At 69.4% G+C, this 18637-nt stretch carries 18 protein-coding genes and 1 tRNA gene; 10 read left to right on the plus strand and 9 right to left on the minus strand.

Annotation, left to right across the window (positions count from 1 at the left end; translation table 11 throughout):
• Positions 1-14: 14 nt before the first annotated feature.
• From rfbA to LY41_RS19120, 3 genes are all read right to left on the minus strand, one after another.
• Positions 15-896, minus strand: a complete 882-nt coding sequence (gene rfbA / locus LY41_RS19110; protein ID WP_253865482.1) for a glucose-1-phosphate thymidylyltransferase RfbA — start codon at positions 894-896, stop codon at positions 15-17.
• Between the two features lie 50 nt (positions 897-946).
• Positions 947-2095, minus strand: coding sequence for an exo-alpha-sialidase (locus tag LY41_RS19115; RefSeq protein WP_253865484.1), 1149 nt, complete (start codon positions 2093-2095; stop codon positions 947-949).
• Between the two features lie 476 nt (positions 2096-2571).
• Complete coding sequence (locus LY41_RS19120) at positions 2572-3063, minus strand: YajQ family cyclic di-GMP-binding protein (protein WP_253865486.1); 492 nt, start codon at positions 3061-3063, stop codon at positions 2572-2574.
• A gap of 153 nt (positions 3064-3216) precedes the next feature.
• Here LY41_RS19120 and LY41_RS19125 point away from each other — a divergent pair.
• Together LY41_RS19125 and LY41_RS23935 are read left to right on the plus strand one after the other, a co-directional pair.
• Positions 3217-3298: transfer RNA gene (locus tag LY41_RS19125), tRNA-Tyr, on the plus strand.
• Between the two features lie 466 nt (positions 3299-3764).
• Positions 3765-3971, plus strand: coding sequence for a hypothetical protein (locus tag LY41_RS23935; protein ID WP_308292278.1), 207 nt, complete (start codon positions 3765-3767; stop codon positions 3969-3971).
• An 87-nt stretch (positions 3972-4058) separates the two neighbouring features.
• Here the strand turns inward: LY41_RS23935 and LY41_RS19135 are convergent, their stop codons facing one another.
• On the minus strand, positions 4059-4631 hold the full coding sequence (locus LY41_RS19135) for a QsdR family transcriptional regulator (protein ID WP_253865489.1): 573 nt from the start codon (positions 4629-4631) through the stop codon (positions 4059-4061).
• A 251-nt stretch (positions 4632-4882) separates the two neighbouring features.
• Between LY41_RS19135 and LY41_RS19140 the strand changes: the two genes are divergently transcribed.
• Positions 4883-5938: an esterase/lipase family protein gene (locus tag LY41_RS19140; RefSeq protein ID WP_253865490.1), complete on the plus strand. Its 1056-nt coding sequence runs from the start codon at positions 4883-4885 to the stop codon at positions 5936-5938.
• Between the two features lie 111 nt (positions 5939-6049).
• Here LY41_RS19140 and LY41_RS19145 read toward each other — a convergent pair whose 3' ends face one another.
• The 3 genes from LY41_RS19145 to LY41_RS19155 all read right to left on the minus strand — a co-directional run bounded on the left by LY41_RS19145 (position 6050) and on the right by LY41_RS19155 (position 9315).
• Positions 6050-6298, minus strand: coding sequence for a hypothetical protein (locus LY41_RS19145; RefSeq protein WP_253865492.1), 249 nt, complete (start codon positions 6296-6298; stop codon positions 6050-6052).
• Positions 6299-6933: 635 nt separating this feature from the next.
• On the minus strand, positions 6934-8373 hold the full coding sequence (locus LY41_RS19150) for a carboxylesterase/lipase family protein (protein ID WP_253865493.1): 1440 nt from the start codon (positions 8371-8373) through the stop codon (positions 6934-6936).
• A gap of 24 nt (positions 8374-8397) precedes the next feature.
• Complete coding sequence (locus LY41_RS19155; protein WP_253865495.1) at positions 8398-9315, minus strand: MBL fold metallo-hydrolase; 918 nt, start codon at positions 9313-9315, stop codon at positions 8398-8400.
• Between the two features lie 136 nt (positions 9316-9451).
• Between LY41_RS19155 and LY41_RS19160 the strand changes: the two genes are divergently transcribed.
• Positions 9452-10354 carry a helix-turn-helix domain-containing protein gene (locus LY41_RS19160; protein WP_253865496.1) on the plus strand — a complete coding sequence of 301 codons (903 nt, stop codon included), beginning with the start codon at positions 9452-9454 and terminating at the stop codon, positions 10352-10354.
• An 874-nt stretch (positions 10355-11228) separates the two neighbouring features.
• Here LY41_RS19160 and LY41_RS19165 read toward each other — a convergent pair.
• Positions 11229-11858, minus strand: a complete 630-nt coding sequence (locus LY41_RS19165) for an HNH endonuclease family protein (protein WP_253865498.1) — start codon at positions 11856-11858, stop codon at positions 11229-11231.
• A 408-nt stretch (positions 11859-12266) separates the two neighbouring features.
• Here LY41_RS19165 and LY41_RS19170 point away from each other — a divergent pair, with 408 nt between their 5' ends.
• Positions 12267-12590, plus strand: coding sequence for an SDR family NAD(P)-dependent oxidoreductase (locus LY41_RS19170; RefSeq protein ID WP_301297366.1), 324 nt, complete (start codon positions 12267-12269; stop codon positions 12588-12590).
• An 84-nt stretch (positions 12591-12674) separates the two neighbouring features.
• On the opposite strand, the gene LY41_RS19175 is transcribed toward LY41_RS19170, so the two are convergent.
• Complete coding sequence (locus LY41_RS19175) at positions 12675-13328, minus strand: TetR/AcrR family transcriptional regulator (protein WP_253865589.1); 654 nt, start codon at positions 13326-13328, stop codon at positions 12675-12677.
• Between the two features lie 525 nt (positions 13329-13853).
• Between LY41_RS19175 and LY41_RS19180 the strand changes: the two genes are divergently transcribed.
• From LY41_RS19180 to LY41_RS19200, 5 genes are all read left to right on the plus strand, one after another.
• Positions 13854-14339 carry a carboxypeptidase-like regulatory domain-containing protein gene (locus tag LY41_RS19180; RefSeq protein WP_253865501.1) on the plus strand — a complete coding sequence of 162 codons (486 nt, stop codon included), beginning with the start codon at positions 13854-13856 and terminating at the stop codon, positions 14337-14339.
• Positions 14340-14341: 2 nt separating this feature from the next.
• Entirely contained in the window at positions 14342-15547 is a 1206-nt protein-coding gene (locus LY41_RS19185; RefSeq protein ID WP_253865592.1) for an MSCRAMM family protein, read from the plus strand.
• A gap of 167 nt (positions 15548-15714) precedes the next feature.
• Positions 15715-16470, plus strand: a complete 756-nt coding sequence (locus LY41_RS19190) for an SDR family oxidoreductase (RefSeq protein WP_253865502.1) — start codon at positions 15715-15717, stop codon at positions 16468-16470.
• A gap of 20 nt (positions 16471-16490) precedes the next feature.
• A complete protein-coding gene (locus LY41_RS19195; protein ID WP_253865504.1) occupies positions 16491-17348 on the plus strand; it encodes a LysR family transcriptional regulator in 858 nt (285 codons plus the stop codon).
• A 94-nt stretch (positions 17349-17442) separates the two neighbouring features.
• Positions 17443-18633: an MFS transporter gene (locus LY41_RS19200; RefSeq protein WP_253865506.1), complete on the plus strand. Its 1191-nt coding sequence runs from the start codon at positions 17443-17445 to the stop codon at positions 18631-18633.
• Positions 18634-18637 lie beyond the last annotated feature (4 nt).

Here is an 18637-nt window from a genome sequence, read left to right on the forward strand (position 1 = left end):
CACGCGCCACGGGGTCAGCCGGTGGCGCCGGCCGCCTTCGCGATGTCCATGACGTAGTCGCCGTAGCCGCTCTTGGCGAGCTTCGCGCCGAGGCGGTGGCATTCGTCGGCGTCGATGTAGCCCATCCGCAGCGCGACCTCCTCGAGGCACGCGATGCGCACCCCGGTGCGGTGTTCCAGCACCTGCACGAACTGCCCCGCCTCGAGCAGCGAATCGTGCGTGCCCGTGTCCAGCCACGCGAACCCGCGCGAGAACTCGACCAGCCGGGCGCGGCCTTCGCGCAGGTACGTCAGGTTGACGTCGGTGATTTCCAGCTCGCCGCGCGGCGACGGTGTCAGGCTGTGTGCGATGTCGACGACCTGGTTGTCGTAGAGGTAGAGCCCCGTGATCGCCTTGTTCGACCGCGGCGCCGCGGGCTTCTCCTCGATCGAGAGCAGGGCGCCGTCCGGGGCGATCTCGCCGACGCCGTAGCGCTGCGGGTCCTTCACCGGATAGCCGAACAGCACACAGCCGTCGAGTCCGGCGGCCTCGGCCTGCAACGTCCGCGAGAAGCCCTGGCCGTAGAAGATGTTGTCGCCGAGGATCAGCGCCACGTCGTCGCCCGCGATGAAGTCGGCACCGATGACGAACGCCTCGGCCAGCCCGTTCGGCGCAGGCTGCTCGGCGTAGGAGAGTTCGAGACCGAACTGACTGCCGTCGCCGAGCAGGCGCTGGAAGTTCGGCAGATCCGACGGCGTCGAGATGATCAGGATCTCGCGGATGCCGGCCAGCATGAGTACCGAGATCGGGTAGTAGATCATCGGCTTGTCGTAGACGGGAAGCAGCTGCTTCGACACGGCCTGTGTGATCGGGTGCAGCCGTGTTCCGCTGCCGCCCGCCAGCACGATGCCCTTCATCGCCCGCCCTTCATGCCGCATCCGTGGCCGAGGCTCAGCCTTCCGGGGGATCAGGGTACCGGCTGGCGCGACGGGCCGGTGCCGAAAAAGACCCGGCAGCCGCCGCCGGTGCGGTCCGCGGTGGCCTGCAGCACGGTGTCGCCGCCGTCGACCGGCAGCAGCGACGGGCTGTAGTTCGGGCAGGGGTCGTCCACCGGGTCGGCGACCGCCACCGGTGCGGGCACCTCGTACCACGCGCCGGAGCCGGGGTCGTCGTTGGCGAGGATCGTCCTGCCGTTGCCGTCGGTGGCTGTGCCGTCGGCGTTCGCGTAGATCTGGCCGATGAGCAGGATCCGCGTGCCGTTCGGGCCGCCGGGGAAGAGCGAGATCGTCGGCGAGTGCCGGAAGTGGTGGCCCTCCGGGGTGGCGACCTGCGTGCCGGGGTCGGCCGGATCGCCGAAGTCCTCGCCGTCGTCGGAGATCGTGAAATACGGATCGCAGAACCGCTCGCCGAAGTTGCAGATCTCGTAGCTGAAGTAGTGCCGCCCGCCGGGGAGGCGGCGCACTATCGGCATGCCGGGGCGCACTTCCCACGGCGAGATCGTCAACGTGCGCGCAGGGGAGCTCCAGTCGTGGAGGTCGTCGGTGGCTCGGCGTGCGAGAAACTGGTCGAACTCGCGCCCGCCGCGCTCGTCGGCGTAGTGCAGCTGCAGCGTGCCCGAGTCGTCGACGTCGAACTCCGGTTCCCACACGCCCGGCGCGCCCTTCGACGTCACCGGTTCGGACACGAAGTCCCACGAGCGGCCGGTGTCGGTGCTCGCCCAGATGCGAATGCCGATCTCCCGGGTGTCGCGCGGGGCCTTCTGCCGGTAGCTGGCCGCCCACAGCAGCGTGCCCTTCGAATACCGGCCGATGCTCCGCGGCAGTTCGTACAGCGTGCCGCAGCACATGCCGCGGCCGTAGCGGCCCTCGGGATCGCGGATCTCGCCGACCTGGTGGAAACTGCGGCCCTCGTCGGTGCTCTCGTGGACCGGCGCGTAGAAGCCGCGCTCGTCGGTGCTGGTGACCGTGGCGAGGATGCGGCCGTTGTGGTCGGTGTGGCCGTGCTGGGTGCGGATCAGCCGTGGGTACGCGCCGTAGCCGTCGTGCAGCAGTTGCCGGTCGGCGCCCTGCGCCACCGCGGGCGTCAGCGCCAGGAACAGGACGACGCCGGCGACCACGGCGAACGTCCGGTGCAGTGGCGAGCGGCGACGCGGAACGCGATCCCGGGACGACTGTGGGCGGCTGGTCGACGGCCCAGTGGTAGACGTCCCAGCGGTCGGCGGGCTGCTGGTCGGCGGATTGGCGTGCACGGAAAACCCCCGGTGTCCGACGGCGACCGGGAAAGTCAAACACGACCAGGTGATGCATGGTCGGCGATTCACGAGGGTTCACCGAGGCGACACAACGATGTCCGTCGTCCGGGGACCCTCAGCCGGGGGATTCGCTCATCGAGGCGCCGGGCACGCGGTGCGATGCGGCTGGGCGGCAGCAACGGCGGCGGCCGTGCCGTGCTCACGCGTGGGCGACGTTCGCGTTGGGGTCTGCACACGCCTGAGGTCGTCGGACGAGGAACGCGCCGGAGCCGCGATCGATGCGGCCCCGGCGCGGCCCCGGCCGGAGAAGGAGGTGGTGATCAGCAGCCGGCCCGGATGCCCTACCGGAAGTTCATGAACTGCAGCGCGATGCCGAAGTCCTTCTCCTTCAGCAGTGCGATCACGTCCTGCAGATGGTCCTTCTTCTTGCCCGACACCCGCAGCTGATCCCCCTGGATCTGCGCCTGCACACCCTTCGGGCCCTCGTCCCGGATGTACTTGGAGATCTGCTTTCCCTTGTCCTGCTCGATGCCCTCGACGATGGAACCGGACACCTTGTACGTCTTGCCCGACACCGCAGGCTCGCCCGCGTCGAACGCCTTCATCGACACGCCACGCTTGACCAGCTTCTCCTTGAAGACGTCGACCGCGGCCTTCACCCGCTCCTCGGTCTCGGCCTCCACGACGATGGCGTTGTCACCCGACCACGCCACCGACGCGCCCGTGCCCCGGAAGTCGAACCGCGTCGACAGCTCCTTGGCCGCCTGGTTCACCGCGTTGTCCACCTCTTGCCGGTCGACCTTGCTCACCACGTCGAACGACGGATCCGCCACGACTGAAGCACCTCGCTGTCTGGTTCGGGTGTGATCGAGGACGTGGCCGCCGACGCGGCCACACCGGGTAAGCGTAGTCATCGGGTACCCGGGTGTGGGCGCGCCTGCCGAGGGCGGTAGGCTTGCATCTTGCCGGACGCGGAGCCGGCACCCGGCGGGTTGCCCGAGCGGCCAAAGGGAGCTGACTGTAAATCAGCCGGCACTGCCTTCGTGGGTTCGAATCCCTCACCCGCCACTCGATCGAAGGCGCCCCCTGCTTGTCGCTGGGGGCGCCTTCGCTGTTTTCGATCATCGTCGTGTTTTCTGGGGGCGCAGCCCCCAGACCCCGCCCGGGGTGGTCCCCGGACCCCCGTTGTCGGTGGTTGCGCGGGAGCCCCCTTTGCCACGAACGCCGCCTCCGGAATCCGGTCGGCGGCGCGGAGGTCCACCGTCCGGGCCGAGCGACGAGCCGGTGTGGGTTCCGGCGTACGACATCGACGTCTACCCGGTGACGAACGCCCAGTACGCGCGCTTCCTTGATGACCGGAAGTCCGTTCGGCTCATAAGGATAGTGGCCACGGTCGGCCCCTTCGTCGCCTTCCTTATTGGTCTCACTGCTTTGGTTCCAGGGTTTCAGTTGGCAAGTCTCTTATGGGATCCGACATCCGGCGCGGAGATCTTGTCTGGAAGTCCAGGTGGGGAAATTTACTGACCAGACGTATGTGGGTGGTCTGGAACGCGGCGAGCGAAATCCGACTTTGAGAGCGGTGGAACGCATCGCTGAGCATCTCGACATGGAACCGCTCGACTTGCTGATCGAGGACGATGCCGCGCCCCCGCGCACATCATCTGAAGAGCGTGTGAGAACTGCCCTCGCCGTCGAAGACCGCGATGTCACCGACGATCGCGATCGCTGGCAGTCTCGCTAAGACAGTTTCGATCATCCGGTCAGGCGGGCATGTATTTGGCGAGTGCAGCCAGGGGGCGGTGACGAGCCGGTCGGTGGGCGCCGTGGTTCAGGCGTCTCGCAGGAGTGTTGCGACGGCCTGGCGTGCTCTTACGGGGTCGGGTTCGGCGCCAGTGATGATGTCCGCGTAGATGAACGATTCGATGATCCGGACGACGAGGTAGGCCATGTCGGGCAGGTCGAGGGGAAGGGCATCGACGTCAAGGTGAGCGCTGAGCAGGTCTTGAATGGTCCCGACCATGCGGGCCTGCAGTGATCCCGCTCGGGTGGTCAGCAAGCGGAGGGCACGCTCGGGTTCTCGCCGCAGGTAGGCGCGGAAGTACTCGGTCGTGGTGAGGATTTCGGCGAACTGGCCGAGCGCGTCAGCGACGCGAGCGCCGCCGTTCCCCGTCGCTGAGGCCACCGCGTCGCGGAGGGCCGGTTCTGCCAATGACCAGAGGACCTCGGTCAGAAGTTCGTCGCGGCTCCCCACCCAGCGAAATAGCGTCGCCCGGCTGACGCCGATTCTAGCTGCGAGGTCCTGCATCTCGATGCGTTCGCCGGCCATGAAACATCGCCGAGCGGTCTTGAATGCCGCCAGGGCATCGCCCCCGCGCTCGACGCTTACCAGCCGGTGCGTCAATGGCGTCTCGCTGATCCTCTTACCCCCTCGCAGGCGGTCGGATGAGTCGTCTACGGCGGCTGTTCGCCGACGAGCCAGGCTAGCATCGCGCGTCTCGCTTGAAGTCGCACAAGCGGATGAGACATATTCTGATGTGTTGCATTCGTCCTGCGGGTGGGGTAAACAAGCCAGTCATGCGGACGCATCCGCATCCGAACCGTCAATGGCGACGAGGTGTCCCACCCCGCGCCCTTCACCGCTGGAGGAGTCCGGTGAGCAGACCCGTAAGCAGGCTTGCACCTGCCGCAGTGATCACAGCGGCGCTGGCGTTGATCATCAGTATTCTGACCGTCCCTTCTGGATGGGCGAGCACAGGCGCCCATGACGGTGATCCGGATTTTGCGCCGATCGACCGTCCGGGACCAGCACTGTCGGTGCCTGACTCGAAATTGTCGAAGAGCTTGCATTGCACGGCCAATACCGGTCGGTCCAAGGCCAACGTGGTACTGCTCGTGCATGGGACAACCTCGACTCCGGGGGAGAACTTCGAGTGGAACTGGTATCGCGCGCTGGACCAGCTGGACCGCCCCTACTGCTCGGTCACACTGCCGAACCGCGCCATGAGCGATGCCCAGGTGTCTGCGGAGTACGTGGTGAACGCTGTGCGTCACATCCACGAGTCGACTAACCGAGAGGTGGACATCCTTGGGCACAGTCAAGGCGGACTGGTGCCGCGGTTTGCCATCCGCTTCTGGCCAGACATCCGTCCCATGATCGACGATTACGTCGGTTTCGGGGCAACCAATCACGGCTCGATTATGGTGAACGCGCTCTGCCCGCCAATCGTCGGCTGCGCACCGGCACTGTGGCAGCAAACAGCGGACTCGAACTTCACCAAGGCAACGAACTCGGGAGCCGAAACTTTCGCGGGAATCTCCTACACGAATATCTACACGCACACGGACGAATTCGTGCAACCCGCGTTGAACGACAGTGGCACCAGCTCACTGCACGGCGGAAACGGCCGGATCACCAACGTCGCTATACAGGACGTCTGCCCGACCAGCCTGGCCTCGGAGCATATCGCAATTGGCACATACGACCCGGTCGCCTATGCGCTGGCGATGGACGCGCTCGATCACGACGGACCCGCAAAACCGAAACGAGTCCCCTCGTCGACGTGCGCAAAACCCTTCATGCCCGGCGTTGACGCCGCCAGATTCCCGACCGAGTACGTCAACACCATGACTGGTATCGCCGGCACCCTTGTCCTGAAGGCGCGGACGGCCCAGGAACCCGAGCTCCGCTCTTATGTCTTCGCCGACTGACCTCCGGCTCGTGATCGCCGAATCGTAATCGGGAGCCGCCATCCGCGTCGCCCAGGTCGTGCAGGGCAAGGTTCCCTATCAGCCGGCACTGCCTTCGTGGGTTCGAATCCCTCACCCGCCACGCACGAGAAACGCCCCGGTGACCTGGAAAGACAGGCCAGCGGGGCGTTTCTCGTGTGTGCGGTGGTGCGCAGCCCGATGCGGTCCGTGCCGGGTGTTCACGGCAAATACGCGGCAAAGGCTCCAGCCGCCGCCGAGCTGGCGCTCCACGCGCTCGCGGTCGGCTTGCTCACCGCCGTCGATGCACTTGGCATAGACGCGCAGCAGTACCGCGACGCTGTGGCCGGCCCACTCGGCCACTTTCGTCGGAGGCACTCCGGCCGCCAGTCAGTGGACACCGCAGCGTGGCGAAGGTCGTAGGGGCGTTTGGCGAGCGTGCTGTTTGAAGCTGCGGTGGGCGCCTGTTGACGAGCCGCCGCCCGCACGCGGCCGTACACCGAGCTGCTGATCCACCCGCCGTGACGAGCACCGCGGAAGAGGCGCCCGTCTCGCGCCGTGCCGAATCGTGCGAGGTGTTCGTGCAGGAGTGGGGGAGGGCACGGCGCGGCCCACGTCGTCCTCACGGTGTTTCAGCGGACCTTCCTCGCTCGACTTTCCGGAGTCCGTCCACTCTTGGCCGACCTCGGGTCGTGCCCTTTCGAGCCGGAGTTCGCCCCATCCAGAGCCGGGCAAGGAGAGGTTCTCCTTCCTCAGGTTGGCTGCCTCTTCGGGGCGCAGGGCGATCTTGCCGACGGCGCGCGGGCCCTGTGGCGGGCGGCTTACTGATGGCCTCATGATCCGGGAGCGTGCGTCGCCGGTGCGTGTCCGGGACGCGACGGGAGATGCCGGCCGTATCGGTGATGTCCTGGAGCGTTGCCATGGCGAGAAGTCTTGTGGGCGTAATCGGTTGCCGGAGTGTGTGCGACCGACAGCGTCCCTGTCCGGTGAGGCGGCTCTCAGTAGCCGAGGGTCTGCGCCACGGGGCGCTGCGGATCGTACGCGGCCCAGCCCGGGTTCCCGGTCCTGGCGAACGCGACCCAGGCGGCGTGCACATGGGCCGCGAGGTCGGCTGGGGCGGGGTCGGGGCCGAGCAGGCCCGTGTTCCGGTGCAGCCACGGCTTGTCGGCGATGTCGAACACGAAGGGCAGTTCGACGGTATGGGCAGCGCCGAGTCGCCCGTCCAGTGCCGTCGATCGATACCCGAACGAGTAGACGTGCGTGCGGCCGCCCGAGATCCGCGCGTGGGCCTGCGCCATGTGCGCCGTGCCGGCTCCGAACAGGGCCTCCCCGAGCACTGCGGAGCGCAACTCGCCGGGTGTCGCGTCCGACAGTGCCGCGCGGCGCGCGGCCACACCGGTCGCCGGGTCCTCGTACACCCTGGCGGCGATGGCGTGTACGTCTGCCTCCGTGGAGGAATCCAGGTTGCCCTGCGGCACGACATAGAGGTTTCCCTCTTCGGTGTTGGTGCCGATGAGCAGGTCGATGTCACCGGCCGGGCCGTCGGCGAGCGCGTCGGCGGGCTGGCTGGCGAGGACCAGGCTGAACGGGCTGAGGCCGGCCAGTGGGTCCGTGGCGGTGCTGGTGCGCAGGTCGAGTCCGGCCAGTGCGGGCAGGATCTCCAGGAAACGCTCGTCCGGGATCGCGGCGAACGCTTCGGCGGTCGGTTCGACGCCCAGCGCGACGGCCGCCGCAGCGGTGACCCGCCGCGCCTGCTCCGGAGTGAAGGCGCCGGTGCCGCTGCCGCTCTGGACGATCGTTCGCCGGAACAGGCCTTTGGCCTCCGGTGTCGCGAGCAGTGCGCCGGTGAGCGTGGCGCCAGCGGACTGGCCGAAGATCGTGACGTTGTCCGGGTTACCGCCGAACGCCGCGACTGTGGCCTGGACCCAACTGAGTGCGGCGAGCACGTCGAGCAGCCCGCGGTTGGCCGGAGCACCCGCCAGGTCGAGGAAACCGGGGACGCCGACGCGGTAGTTCACCGTCACGAGGACGACGCCGTCGCGGGCGAACGCGCGCCCGTCGTAGAGCGCGGCGCGGGTCGAACCGGTGACGAACCCGCCGCCGTGCACGAAGACCATGACGGGGCGCCTGCCGCCGTCCGCGGCGGGCGTGCGGACGTCGACGGTCAGGTACTCCGCGCCGGGCACCCAGCCCGGCCCGAAGTACGGGATCATGTCGAGTCGGCCGAAGTCGCGGGCCGGTTGAGGAGCCGTGGGCGAGGGCCGCGTGCCGTCACGGACACCCGACCAGCCCGGGTGCGGCACAGGCGGCGCGAAACGGCTGGCACCGGCCGGGGCTGCCGCGTAGGGGATGGCACGGTAGAACTCACCAGCCTCGTCGTGGATGCCGCGCACGGTGCCCGCTGGGGTTTCGACGACCGGGTTTGCATGCTGGAGCACGGAAACGCTTCCTCTCTTGGGGCTTCAGGAGATGCGGGAGAAGCCCGCCCACTCCTTGATCGCGAACTTCGACCCGTTACGCGCGACCTCAGCGGCGCCCTGGCCGCCGAAGTGCGCCGGGAAAACGAGCGCGTTGTTCTCGGCGGCGTGGCCGAGCAGCTTGTGCCGGGTGGCCCGGGACTCGGCCGGGTCCTCGCAGAAGCAGGAATTGGTCTTCGGCTCCACGATCTGCAGCGCGGTGTGCACCAGATCCCCAACGAACAAGGCCTGGTCACCTCCGGACTCCAGAGAGAGCACGGACGAACCAGGGGTGTGCCCTGGAGCAAGACTGAGCCATAGGTTCTTGTCGATCCGGTACGACCCGTCCCACAGGTGGGTCATCCCCGCCTGGTGGACCGGCGTGACGCTGTCCTCGAAGACGTTCTGGTTCCCGCGGCCGAACACCGTCTTGTGCTCGTTGGCTGGGTCCCAGAACTCGAAGTCCCGCCGCGTCATCAGGTATGTGGCGTTCGGGAAGGTCGGCACCCAGGTCCGGCCGTCGAGCTGGGTGTTCCAGCCCACGTGGTCGACGTGCAGGTGGGTATTGACCACGATGTCGACGTCCTCGGGCCGCACCCCGGCGGCGGCGAGGTTGTCGAGGTAGTCGGTGTCCCGGCGGCTCCACACCGGCGCGTAGGGCCGGTCCTTGTGGTTGCCTACGCCGGTGTCGACGAGGATCGTGCGCCCTTCGCTGCGCAGCAGCCAGGATTGGATCGCCGAGTGGCACTCGTCTGTCTCCTGGTTCCAGAAATCGGGCGCCAGCCAGTCTCGGTGCTCGTCCCAAGAGCCGTCGGGACTGCCTGGGAAGAACTGGCCCGGAGTTATCTCGACCGAGCCGTAGTACTCCTTGATGCGGGTGACGGTGACATCGCCCAGGGTGATCTGCTCCGGGGTCTTATCCATGAGGTTCGTCCTTGAGTTCGGGAACATGGCCGATGAGGCAGAGCCTGGACACACGGGCGCGCACGAACCACTCCCGGGTTGTCCTACCCCTCGCAGGGGGTGGCTGGGATCGGGCCGTGCCCCGGATACTGAGGGCATGGACGGACCTGGCCCACTCGGTGATTTCCTGCAGGCCAGACGGGCGCTGCTGCGACCCGAAGATGTCGGTCTTCGCGACCTCGGGCCCCGCAGGCGGGTGGCCGGGCTCCGGCGCGAGGAACTGGCGCAGCTGGCGGGCGTAAGTGTCTCGTACTACACGCGGCTGGAGCAGGGCCTGTCCCGCGGGGCATCGGCCGAGGTGCTTGACGCGATCGCCCGCGCTCTGCTGCTCGCCGACCACGAGCGCGAGCACCTCGACCGGCTCGCCGACGCTGCCCGCCGCATGCCCCGGGTGCGCCGCCCTCGACCCGAGAAGCTCGCCGATGAGACGCGCGACCTCCTCCGCGCCGTCAACGGTGTCCCGGCAATGGTGCTTGGCCGCCGTACGGACGTGCTGGCATGGAACACTCTCGGGCACGCTTTGCTGGCCGGGCATCTGGACTTTCTCAGCCCGGATGATCCGGCACGGCGCCCGAACATGAGCCGGATGCTGTTCCTGGACCCGCACTGCCGGGAGCTGTACGCGGACTGGAAGCGCAAGGTGTGCGCGGTGGTCGGCAACCTGCGGATCGCTGTCGGCAGGCACCCGGAGGACCCGCTGCTCGCGGAGTTGATCGGCGAGCTGACGATGAAGAGCCCGGAGTTCGTCGCACTATGGCGGGACCACCGCGTGGCGCCGTGCGATGCTGCGTCCTACGAACTGCACCACCCCCTCGTCGGCACGGTGACCGTGACACAGCAGACACTGTCGATCGCCCGCTCGCCGGAACAGGTGCTGATCGCGTGCACGACCCCCACCAACTCCCCCTCCGAGGAGGCCCTCGCGCTACTCCGGCAGATGCGTGGCAGCCGGGCACCTCATATGGACAGCGTCGGGGTTGCCGAGAGGATGTCCCGGTAGGTGCAGGCGGTCCGGACCCCGGCTGAGTCAGGACCTCCAGGCCCGGCTAGGGCAAGAGGCGGTTTGGTTCTGCGGCGCTCTCGGGGGAGTGGACCGAGAGTGTCCTCAGCCGCATGCCCGCACGGTTTTGGCGGTCTCGCGGATGATCGTCGTGAAAGCGCCAAGCATCGCGTCGCAGTCGTCGCGGACCTCCTCCATCGTCCGGTGCCATCGCGCCTCGCGCCTTGGGGCTGACGGGTCTTGAGAGCGGCTGAAACACTCCGGGGTGTTCCAGCCGTCCTTGTGACAGGTGTGACCCAAAGAGAGAGTGGGAAGCGACGGCCGGGGACGGGTGTCACTCTGTCACTCTCGTTTGGCAGCGGGCTGAAGTCGTCACCCGTGATCGTCGTGACCGTCGCTGACGGTGAATTCCGGCGGAAGCCGGGTGAAGTCCGAGTTCTGGCCGGTGGCGAGCACGGCCGTGCGGAACGAGAGCCGCGGTAGCAGGCGGTAGCAGATCGATCAGCGGTTCGGTCACGACGTTGGGCAGGTTGCCGCCGAGACCTGACAAGCGGTCGGTTGTCCTTCGCCGTTGCAGGCAGGGTTGTGACGCAAAGGTCCGGCGAACTGCCGCCAGCGCAGCCGACTGGCCCCAATACGCCCCCAAACAGGGCGAACTTGTCAAGAAACCACGGGTCAGGACGGGATGCAGCTTGCGCCCTGTAAATCGGTCGGCACTGCCCTCGGGGTCGAATCCCTCATCTGCCACTCGATCGGAGGCGCCCCTGCGACGAGGAAGGGGCGCCGTCGATGTCATCGTTCCGCTCGGTGTCCGGCCCCGGGTTCTGGACCTCTCGCGGTGGACACCTCGGATTCCGCCCGTCACCGCCGATCGTCACTCGCAGCCGGCCAGGACGTCCCGGATCGCCTCGGCTTCGGCCTTGTCGACCGTGAGTTCGTAGCGCTGCTTGATCTGCACCCAGGTGGTCACATAGCCGCAGCGGTCCTCGTCCGGCAGCCAGGTCGCCGGGTCCCGGTCGCCCTTCGACCGGTTCGACGAGGCGGTCACGGGCACCAGAACGTCGGGGTCGTTCGCGTATTCTTCACGCTGCTGCTCGGACCAGTCACGGGAGCCGGAACGCGCCACCTCGGCGAGCGGAACCCAGTGGTCGACGTCCAATTCGGACGGATCGGTGACGGTTTCGCCGTCATAGATGCTGGTCCATTCCCCGGACAGGTCGCAGTCGTCGCCGACAGTGATGCTGCGGCCCCGCTCCCGCAGCGCGGCGTCCCGTGCGTCACAACCGTTGCCGACCGAGCTCCAGTGCGGCCAGTCGTCGCGGTCGTAGGGGGCGCCCGTGTCTTCCGGCGCGACCGTCAGTTCGGACAGATCCGCAGGCCCGGTCGCGGTGGAATCGCCGCCGTCACCGTCGAGGTCGAGGCCGCCGGACAGGTAGTAGCCGCCCACGGCCAACACCGCGACGACGGCGACGAGGAGGGCTTTGGTGCGGGTGCGCGTACTCATCGGGAACCTTTCGGCGGGACGTGGAACGTTCGGTGAAACCCGGCGATGATCATCCGGTATGCGTGTCCCCTCGCGGCGTGGGGGAGCGAGCAAGATCAGCAAGATCACGATGTCAGGTCCGGTGATCCCCGTGGCGACTCCCGGGACGGTCGACGCCGGGTGGTCCGCGCCGAGCGCCGCGGTCGCCGAGCGATCCGTGTCACGAGCGCTCCCGACGCGGGCCGGTTCGCCGCCCCGCGTTGTAACCGTTCCCCATGACCAGCGCATCTTCTGCCTGCCGACGCCGCAGCTCCGCGACTTCCTGCGCACCTGCCGGGCGCGGCTCACACCCGGTGACGTCGCCCTCGCGTCGGCAGGCAGGCGCCGCACCCCGGCCTGCGGCGCGAGGAGGTCGCGTCACTCCCGCTGCTGTCCGAGCACGCCTCGGTCGTGAGCGACGCGTCGTGGACGCTGCACCGCGGCATGGCAGGCGGATCGCTCTACGCGGCGACGAAGGCAGCCGTGCACAACCTGGCGCACACGCTCGCGGCCGAACTGGGGCCGCAGGGCATCCGGGTCAACTCGGTGAGCCCCGGCCACATCGAAACGCCGATGTTCCACGAGAACGTCGACGCCGACGCGCACACCGCCGTGATCGACCGGCGGGGCCGTCGTGTCCTGGCCTCTCCCGCGGCGTCCTACATCAACGGGCAGGACCTGGTCATCGACGGCGGCCTCGTCGCCGCCGCGTGAGCGAGCGGCTCCGCTGCGGCGACCTTCACGAGGGCCGTGCCGAGGCGGGCCGTGCCGACCGGGCCGCCCGGCACGCGCGGCCGGTCAGCTTACCGGGGCCTGCCAGAGCCCCACGATCGCGTCGATGAGCCCCGTCGCGGCGTCGCGCCAGGTGTCGCGAGGCGTCGGCATGTCCGCCGCGAGCGCGCGTTCGCGGTCGGCGGCCATGTGCATCATCAGGTGCTTCGTGATGTCCGCCCGCTCGGCGCGCACCTGCGCGGGCAGGTCCGCCACACACTGCTGAAGGCCCTGCAGCGCCGTCGCCATCGCCGGATCCGCGCGGAACCGGTCGTCGAGGATCGGCTGCAGCGTCGGCTCGGTCACCAGCTGTGCGTTGAACCGCGCGAACCACGTCGGCCTGCCCAGTGCCGCGAGGTGGTCGGTTATCGGCAGCACGATGCACGCGACCCAGTCCCGCAGTTCCGGTTCGTCGCCGACCTGCGCCACGTACTCGGCGCGCCTGCGCCCCAGTGCGCTCTGGTGCCGGTCGACCAACGTTGTGATCAGGTCGTGTTTCGTGCCGAAGTGGTAGTGGACGGCTGCGTTGTTCCCCTGCCCCGCGGCTTCGCTGATCTGCCGGTTCGACACGTTGTAGACGCCGTGCTCCGCGTACAGCCGCTCCGCCGCGCCGAGGATGACCTCGCGCGTCGAGCCCGTGGCGGGCACCTGTTCCGGTCGCCGGGGTGTCCTGTCGGACATGGTCACCGTGACCCCCTTGCCGTGCTGGGCGTGCCGACGCCTCCTCACCGGTTGCCTGCCGACACGAGCACCACATCATCACACATCACGACCGGTCAGGCTCAGTGTTACGAACCGTGATTCGGCCGTCATGAAAAGGAGCCTCCTGTGGGTGACTCAGTCGTGTTCTAATCGGGTTGTTTAACTGTGGGTAGCGCCAATCCACTGGGTGTGGCGGTTGGAGGTGTGGTCGTGTCCGGAGGTGAACACACGCGTGGTCGGCTCGCACGGCGACGGGACCCGCCCAGGTGAGGATGTGATCGCCGCGCCGCCGGTGCGCGCCTCCGGAGCGTGTGCACCCTGTGTCGAACAGTTGCTTCTGATGTTGCGAGGGTGGTAAACACCGGTACTTGCGTCACTCATCCGGAGGAATTTCTGCATGTTGCAGGTTTGGGTACGGGTGTTCCTGTCGGCCGCTGCCCGGCGTCACCGCGGGCCGGGTCCGGCATGCAGCTCCAGGAGCCGGGACAGCCTGTGGAGGGACCTGTGAGGTTGTGGAAGCGGCGCTCCGCCGCGGCCGAGTCGCAGCGGCAGACGGAGACCCCGCCCGGCGAGACGGAGCGCGAGGCACCGGCGACGTTCCGGTCGGCCACGGCTCCCGACGGCCAGGACGGTCTCGGCGGCCACGAGGCTCGCCCCGTCCCGCCGTCGCCCGCTCCCACGTACGGCCACGACCGGGTGTCGTCCCGAACGGTGCGCGGCCGCGTGCTGCGTGCCGACGCCGCGGGAGCGTCCGCGGGCGAGCAGACGTTGCCCGCCGTCACCACCGTCACCGCCCACCGCCGCGACGGCACCGTCACGGGCAGCACCGTGAGTGAGGACGGGGCCTACGTGCTCGACGGGCTGCCGGCCGAACCGCTCACGCTCGTCGCGGTGGAACACCCCGCGGTGCACGAGGACGTCGTCGTCCGCGCCGGAGACCAGCGGCACGACATCTCGCTGCCCGCCTTCCCGCGGAAGGATCTCCGGTGAGTATGCGCGACGAATTCCCGCAGTGGCCGCAGGAGGAGCCGTCGCCGAACGGCTTCGGCGTGGGCGGGCCCGGCGTGGGCGCTGCGAGCGTGGACGGCACCCGCCCGCCCAACGGATCGAGTCGTGTGAACGGCAGCGCCCTCGGCCGTGACTCCGGTCGGCCCGCCGACTCCGGCGAGGCCGGGGAACCCGGTGGCGAGTCCGGCGATCTCGGCGACTTCAGCGACCTGGACGGACTCAGCGACCTCGGCGGGCTCGGCGATCTCGGTGACCCGGGGCAGGCGGCCGCAGGAGCGGACGGCACGGTCCGTGACTTCGGCAGTATCAGCGGTCTGCACGGCATGCGGGCGAGGGCACTGGGCGGGCAGCAGCCGACCACGGTGCTGTCCGGCGTCGTGCAGGGCGGGCAGCGTCCGCTGTCGGAGGTCACGGTGACCGTCACCGACCGCACCGGTTCGCAGTGCGCGCGGGCGACCACGGACGCGAGCGGTGTGTTCCACGTGCCCGGCCTCGAACCCGGCAGCTACGTGCTGGTGTTCGCCCGCGCCGGTTACCGGCCGCAGGCGATGGTCGTGCCGCCGGGGCCGATGCCGTCGCGCCTCGACGTCACACTCGAACCGACGTCCGGCGTCGGCGGTACGGTGCGGGAACGCGTCGCGGGCAAGCCGATTCCCGGTGCCACCGTGACCGCGATCGGTGCGGCGGGCGAGGTCATCGCCAGCACCGTGTCCGGAGAGGACGGTACCTACCACCTCGCGGGCGTCGATGCTCCGCAGATCACGCTCGTCGCCGCGGCACCGCTGGCCGACCCGGTCGCGACGGTCGTCGCGCTCGACGGCGGTTCGGTCACCGACGCCCATCTGGAACTGGAACTGCGGGGAGCGCTCACGGGCGTCGTCACCTCCGGTGGCTGGCCGTTGTCCGGTGTGCGGCTGTTGCTGCGCGGCGCCGACGGCACGGTGGTCAGCTCGACCGTCACCGACGACGGCGGCCACTACCGGTTCGGTGCCGTGCCTCCCGGCAGCTACACGGTGACGACCGCACCCGCGGCCCCGTGCGTGCAGACGATCGGCCCGAACGCGACGCTCGCCGACCTGCGCACGGGTGCGCCGCCCGCAGGCGACGGTGCCGGTGGGGACGCTCCCGGCGCGGGACCGGCCACCGAGGTGTTCGCCGCGGTCCCGCCGCCCCCGCCCCGCGGAGGCTGACGCCTGCACCCCGGAGGCCGACACCCACCCCGGAGGCTGGCACCCACCTCGGCCGGTGGGCATCCACCGTGGTTGTGACCCCACGCGAATCGTGTGTTTCCCCTGGTGGCCGCGGTGCCCCTAGCGTCGGTGCCGACATCGGCGAATCGACGTGAGGGAGTCACACCATGGCCGAAACGGACCTGCGCGACAAGGTGGTCGTCATCGGAGGCGGCGCCAAGAACCTGGGCGGACTGCTCGCCACGCGGCTCGGTGAGCTGGGCGCGAAAGTGGTCGTTCACTACCACAGCGACGCCTCCGCGCCGGACGCCGACAAGACCGTCGACGCCGTCACGGCGGCGGGCGGCGAGGCCGTGACCGCACAGGCCGACCTCACCCGCGTGGCCGACGTGCGAGCGCTGTTCGACGCTGCGGTGGACCGCTTCGGGCGGGCCGACGTGGCCGTCAACACCACGGGCATGGTGCTGCGCAAGCCGATCCTCGAGACCACCGAGGAGGAGTACGACCGCATGTTCGCCGTCAACTCCAAGGCGGCGTACTTCTTCATCCAGGAGGCAGGCCGCAGGCTCAGCGACAACGGCAAGATCATCAGCCTCGGGACGTCGCTGCTCGCCGCGTTCACCGACGGCTATTCGACCTACGCGGGCGGCAAGGCCCCGCTGGAACACTTCACCCGCGCCGCGGCGAAGGAGTTCGCCGACCGCGGCATCTCGGTCAACGTCGTGGCGCCGGGCCCGATGGACACGCCGTTCTTCTACCCGCAGGAGACGCCGGAGCGGGTCGAGTTCCACAAGTCGCAGGCGATGGGCAACCAGCTCACCCACATCGAGGACATCGCCCCGATCATCCTGTTCCTGGCCACCGACGGCTGGTGGTTCACTGGTCAGACGATGTTCCCGAACGGTGGCTACACCACCCGCTGACCGCTGCGAAAGGCTGACGCGTGGGTCTGGACCTCTACAAGCTCGACCACCTCGTCGCCGTGGCCGAGGAGGGCAGCTTCACCCGCGCGGCCACCCGGCTGCACCTGTCGCAGCAGGCACTGTCCACATCGGTCCGTTCGCTGGAGCGGCAGGTGGGAGTCGACCTGCTGGCACGCGGTTCGTCCGGCGTGAGTCTGCTGCCCGCGGGGGAGGCGCTGCTGGCCGACGCGCGCGTACTGCACGGCGTCGCGCGCTCGGCCGTGCAGCGGGCGCGGCGGATCGGCCGCGGTGAGCGGGAGACACTGCGCATCGGCCACACCCCCGCCGTCACGGGCGACGAGGTGACCGCGCTGTTGCCTGCCGCCGACCACGACACCCGGGTCAATCAGCGGTACCCGGACGAGCTGACCCGTGACCTGCTCTCCGGGGAGCTGGACCTCGGGCTGTGCCGCGCGATGCCGCCGGCCCGCGGTCTGGCCCGCACGGTCGTCGCGGCGCAGCGCCTCCACGTCGCCGTGGCCGCGGACCACCCGCTGGCCGCTCGCACGCAGGTGCAGCTCTCCGACCTCGCCGACCAGGAGATCATCGTCTGGGGCGAGCCGGGCCGGTCCGGCTACACCGACCTGCTCGTCGGCCTGTGCCGCGGTGCGGGGTTCGAACCGCGCACCCGCCGGAACCCGGTGCAGGGTACGCCGCCGGTCACTGCCGTCGCCGGTACACACGGTGTCGCTTTCGTGACCGCTGCGCCGGGGGTCGCCGCGGGTGGCGGGGTTCGCGTGGTGGAGCTGGTGCCCGCGGCCCGGGTTCCGCTGCACGCGCTGTGGCCGCAGCACACGGCCTCGGATGCCAGGGACGTGTTCCTCGAGTCCGTCAGCTGACCGCCGGCGGCGCCCTCCCTGCCACGGCCGGGGCGGGCGCCGCCGCATACTGAGGCCGCCGGGTGGTCGACACGATCAGGAGCAGGGGGCCTCGATGCCGGGGGAGCCGGGCCGCACCACGCGCTGGTATCCGCACCTGTGGGCGGGCACCCTGCTGACCCAGGCCGCCTACAACGCCGCCCGCATGCTGGTCTCGTACCGCGTGCTCGAGCTCGGCGGCGACGGTACGGTGCTGGGCGTCATCACGGCGCTGTTCGCGTTGCTGCCGCTCGTGGTCGCGGTGCCGGTCGGACGGGCTGTCGACAACGGCCACCCCGCCGGTGTGCTGCGCGCCGGGGTCGCGGCGACCGTCGCGGCGCTGGTCGTACTGGCCCTCAGCGAGGACCTCGTCGTGCTCGCGGCGGGCAACATCCTGCTCGGGTTCGCGCAGATCCTCGTCACGGTCGCCGGGCAGGGGTTCGTCCCGCTGCTGTCCGACTCCCGCGACATCGACCGGCGCTTCGCAGGCTGGGCGCTCGCCGCGTCGATCGGCCAGACGGCCGGACTCCCCGTGGCGGGCGTCGTGACATCGGCGAGCAGCGGCTCCGGTGGCGTGTCGACCACGGCGGGGCTGCTGGCGCTCGCGGTCCTGTCGGCGCTGGCGCTGCCGTCCGCGTTGCTGATGCCCGTCGTCGGGTCGCAGCGGGCGCGCGCCGACCAGCGCGGCACCGCCCAGTCCGTCCCGGCGATGCTCACCACGCCCGGCATGCGGCCCGCGATGTTCAGCAGTCTCGTCGTGCTGACCTCGATGGACGTGCTCGCCGCATTCCTGCCCGTGCTCGGCCAGCAGCACGGCTTCGGCGTCCTGACCGTGACCGTGCTGCTGATGCTGCGCACCGGCGCGGCGATCGTCGCGCGCACCTTCCTGCCCGCGCTGCTGCGTGTGGTGCAGCGGCGGTGGATGTTGCTGGCCGCGACGCTGTGTTCGGCCGCCCCCATGGCACTGATCCCGGTGATCCCGAACCCGGTGGTGATCGGCGTGTTCCTCGTGGTCGTCGGACTCCTCTGGGGTGTGGGGCAACCGCTGACGATGAGCTGGGTGGTGAGCCTGGTGACCGAGCGCAGCAGGGCGTCCGCGCTGTCGCTACGGCTCACCGGGAACCGTCTCGGACAGGTACTCGTGCCGCTCGGCGCGGGCGGTATCGCCGGCGTGGCGGGCGCCGGGTCGGTGTTCCTCGTGACCGGGGCACTACTCGGCCTCTCCGGCGGATTCACCTGGCGGGCCGTGCGCAGCCGGCACGTATGAGCCC

It is taken from the genome of Prauserella halophila (assembly GCF_024171895.1).
Classification (GTDB): Bacteria; Actinomycetota; Actinomycetes; order Mycobacteriales; family Pseudonocardiaceae; genus Prauserella; species Prauserella halophila.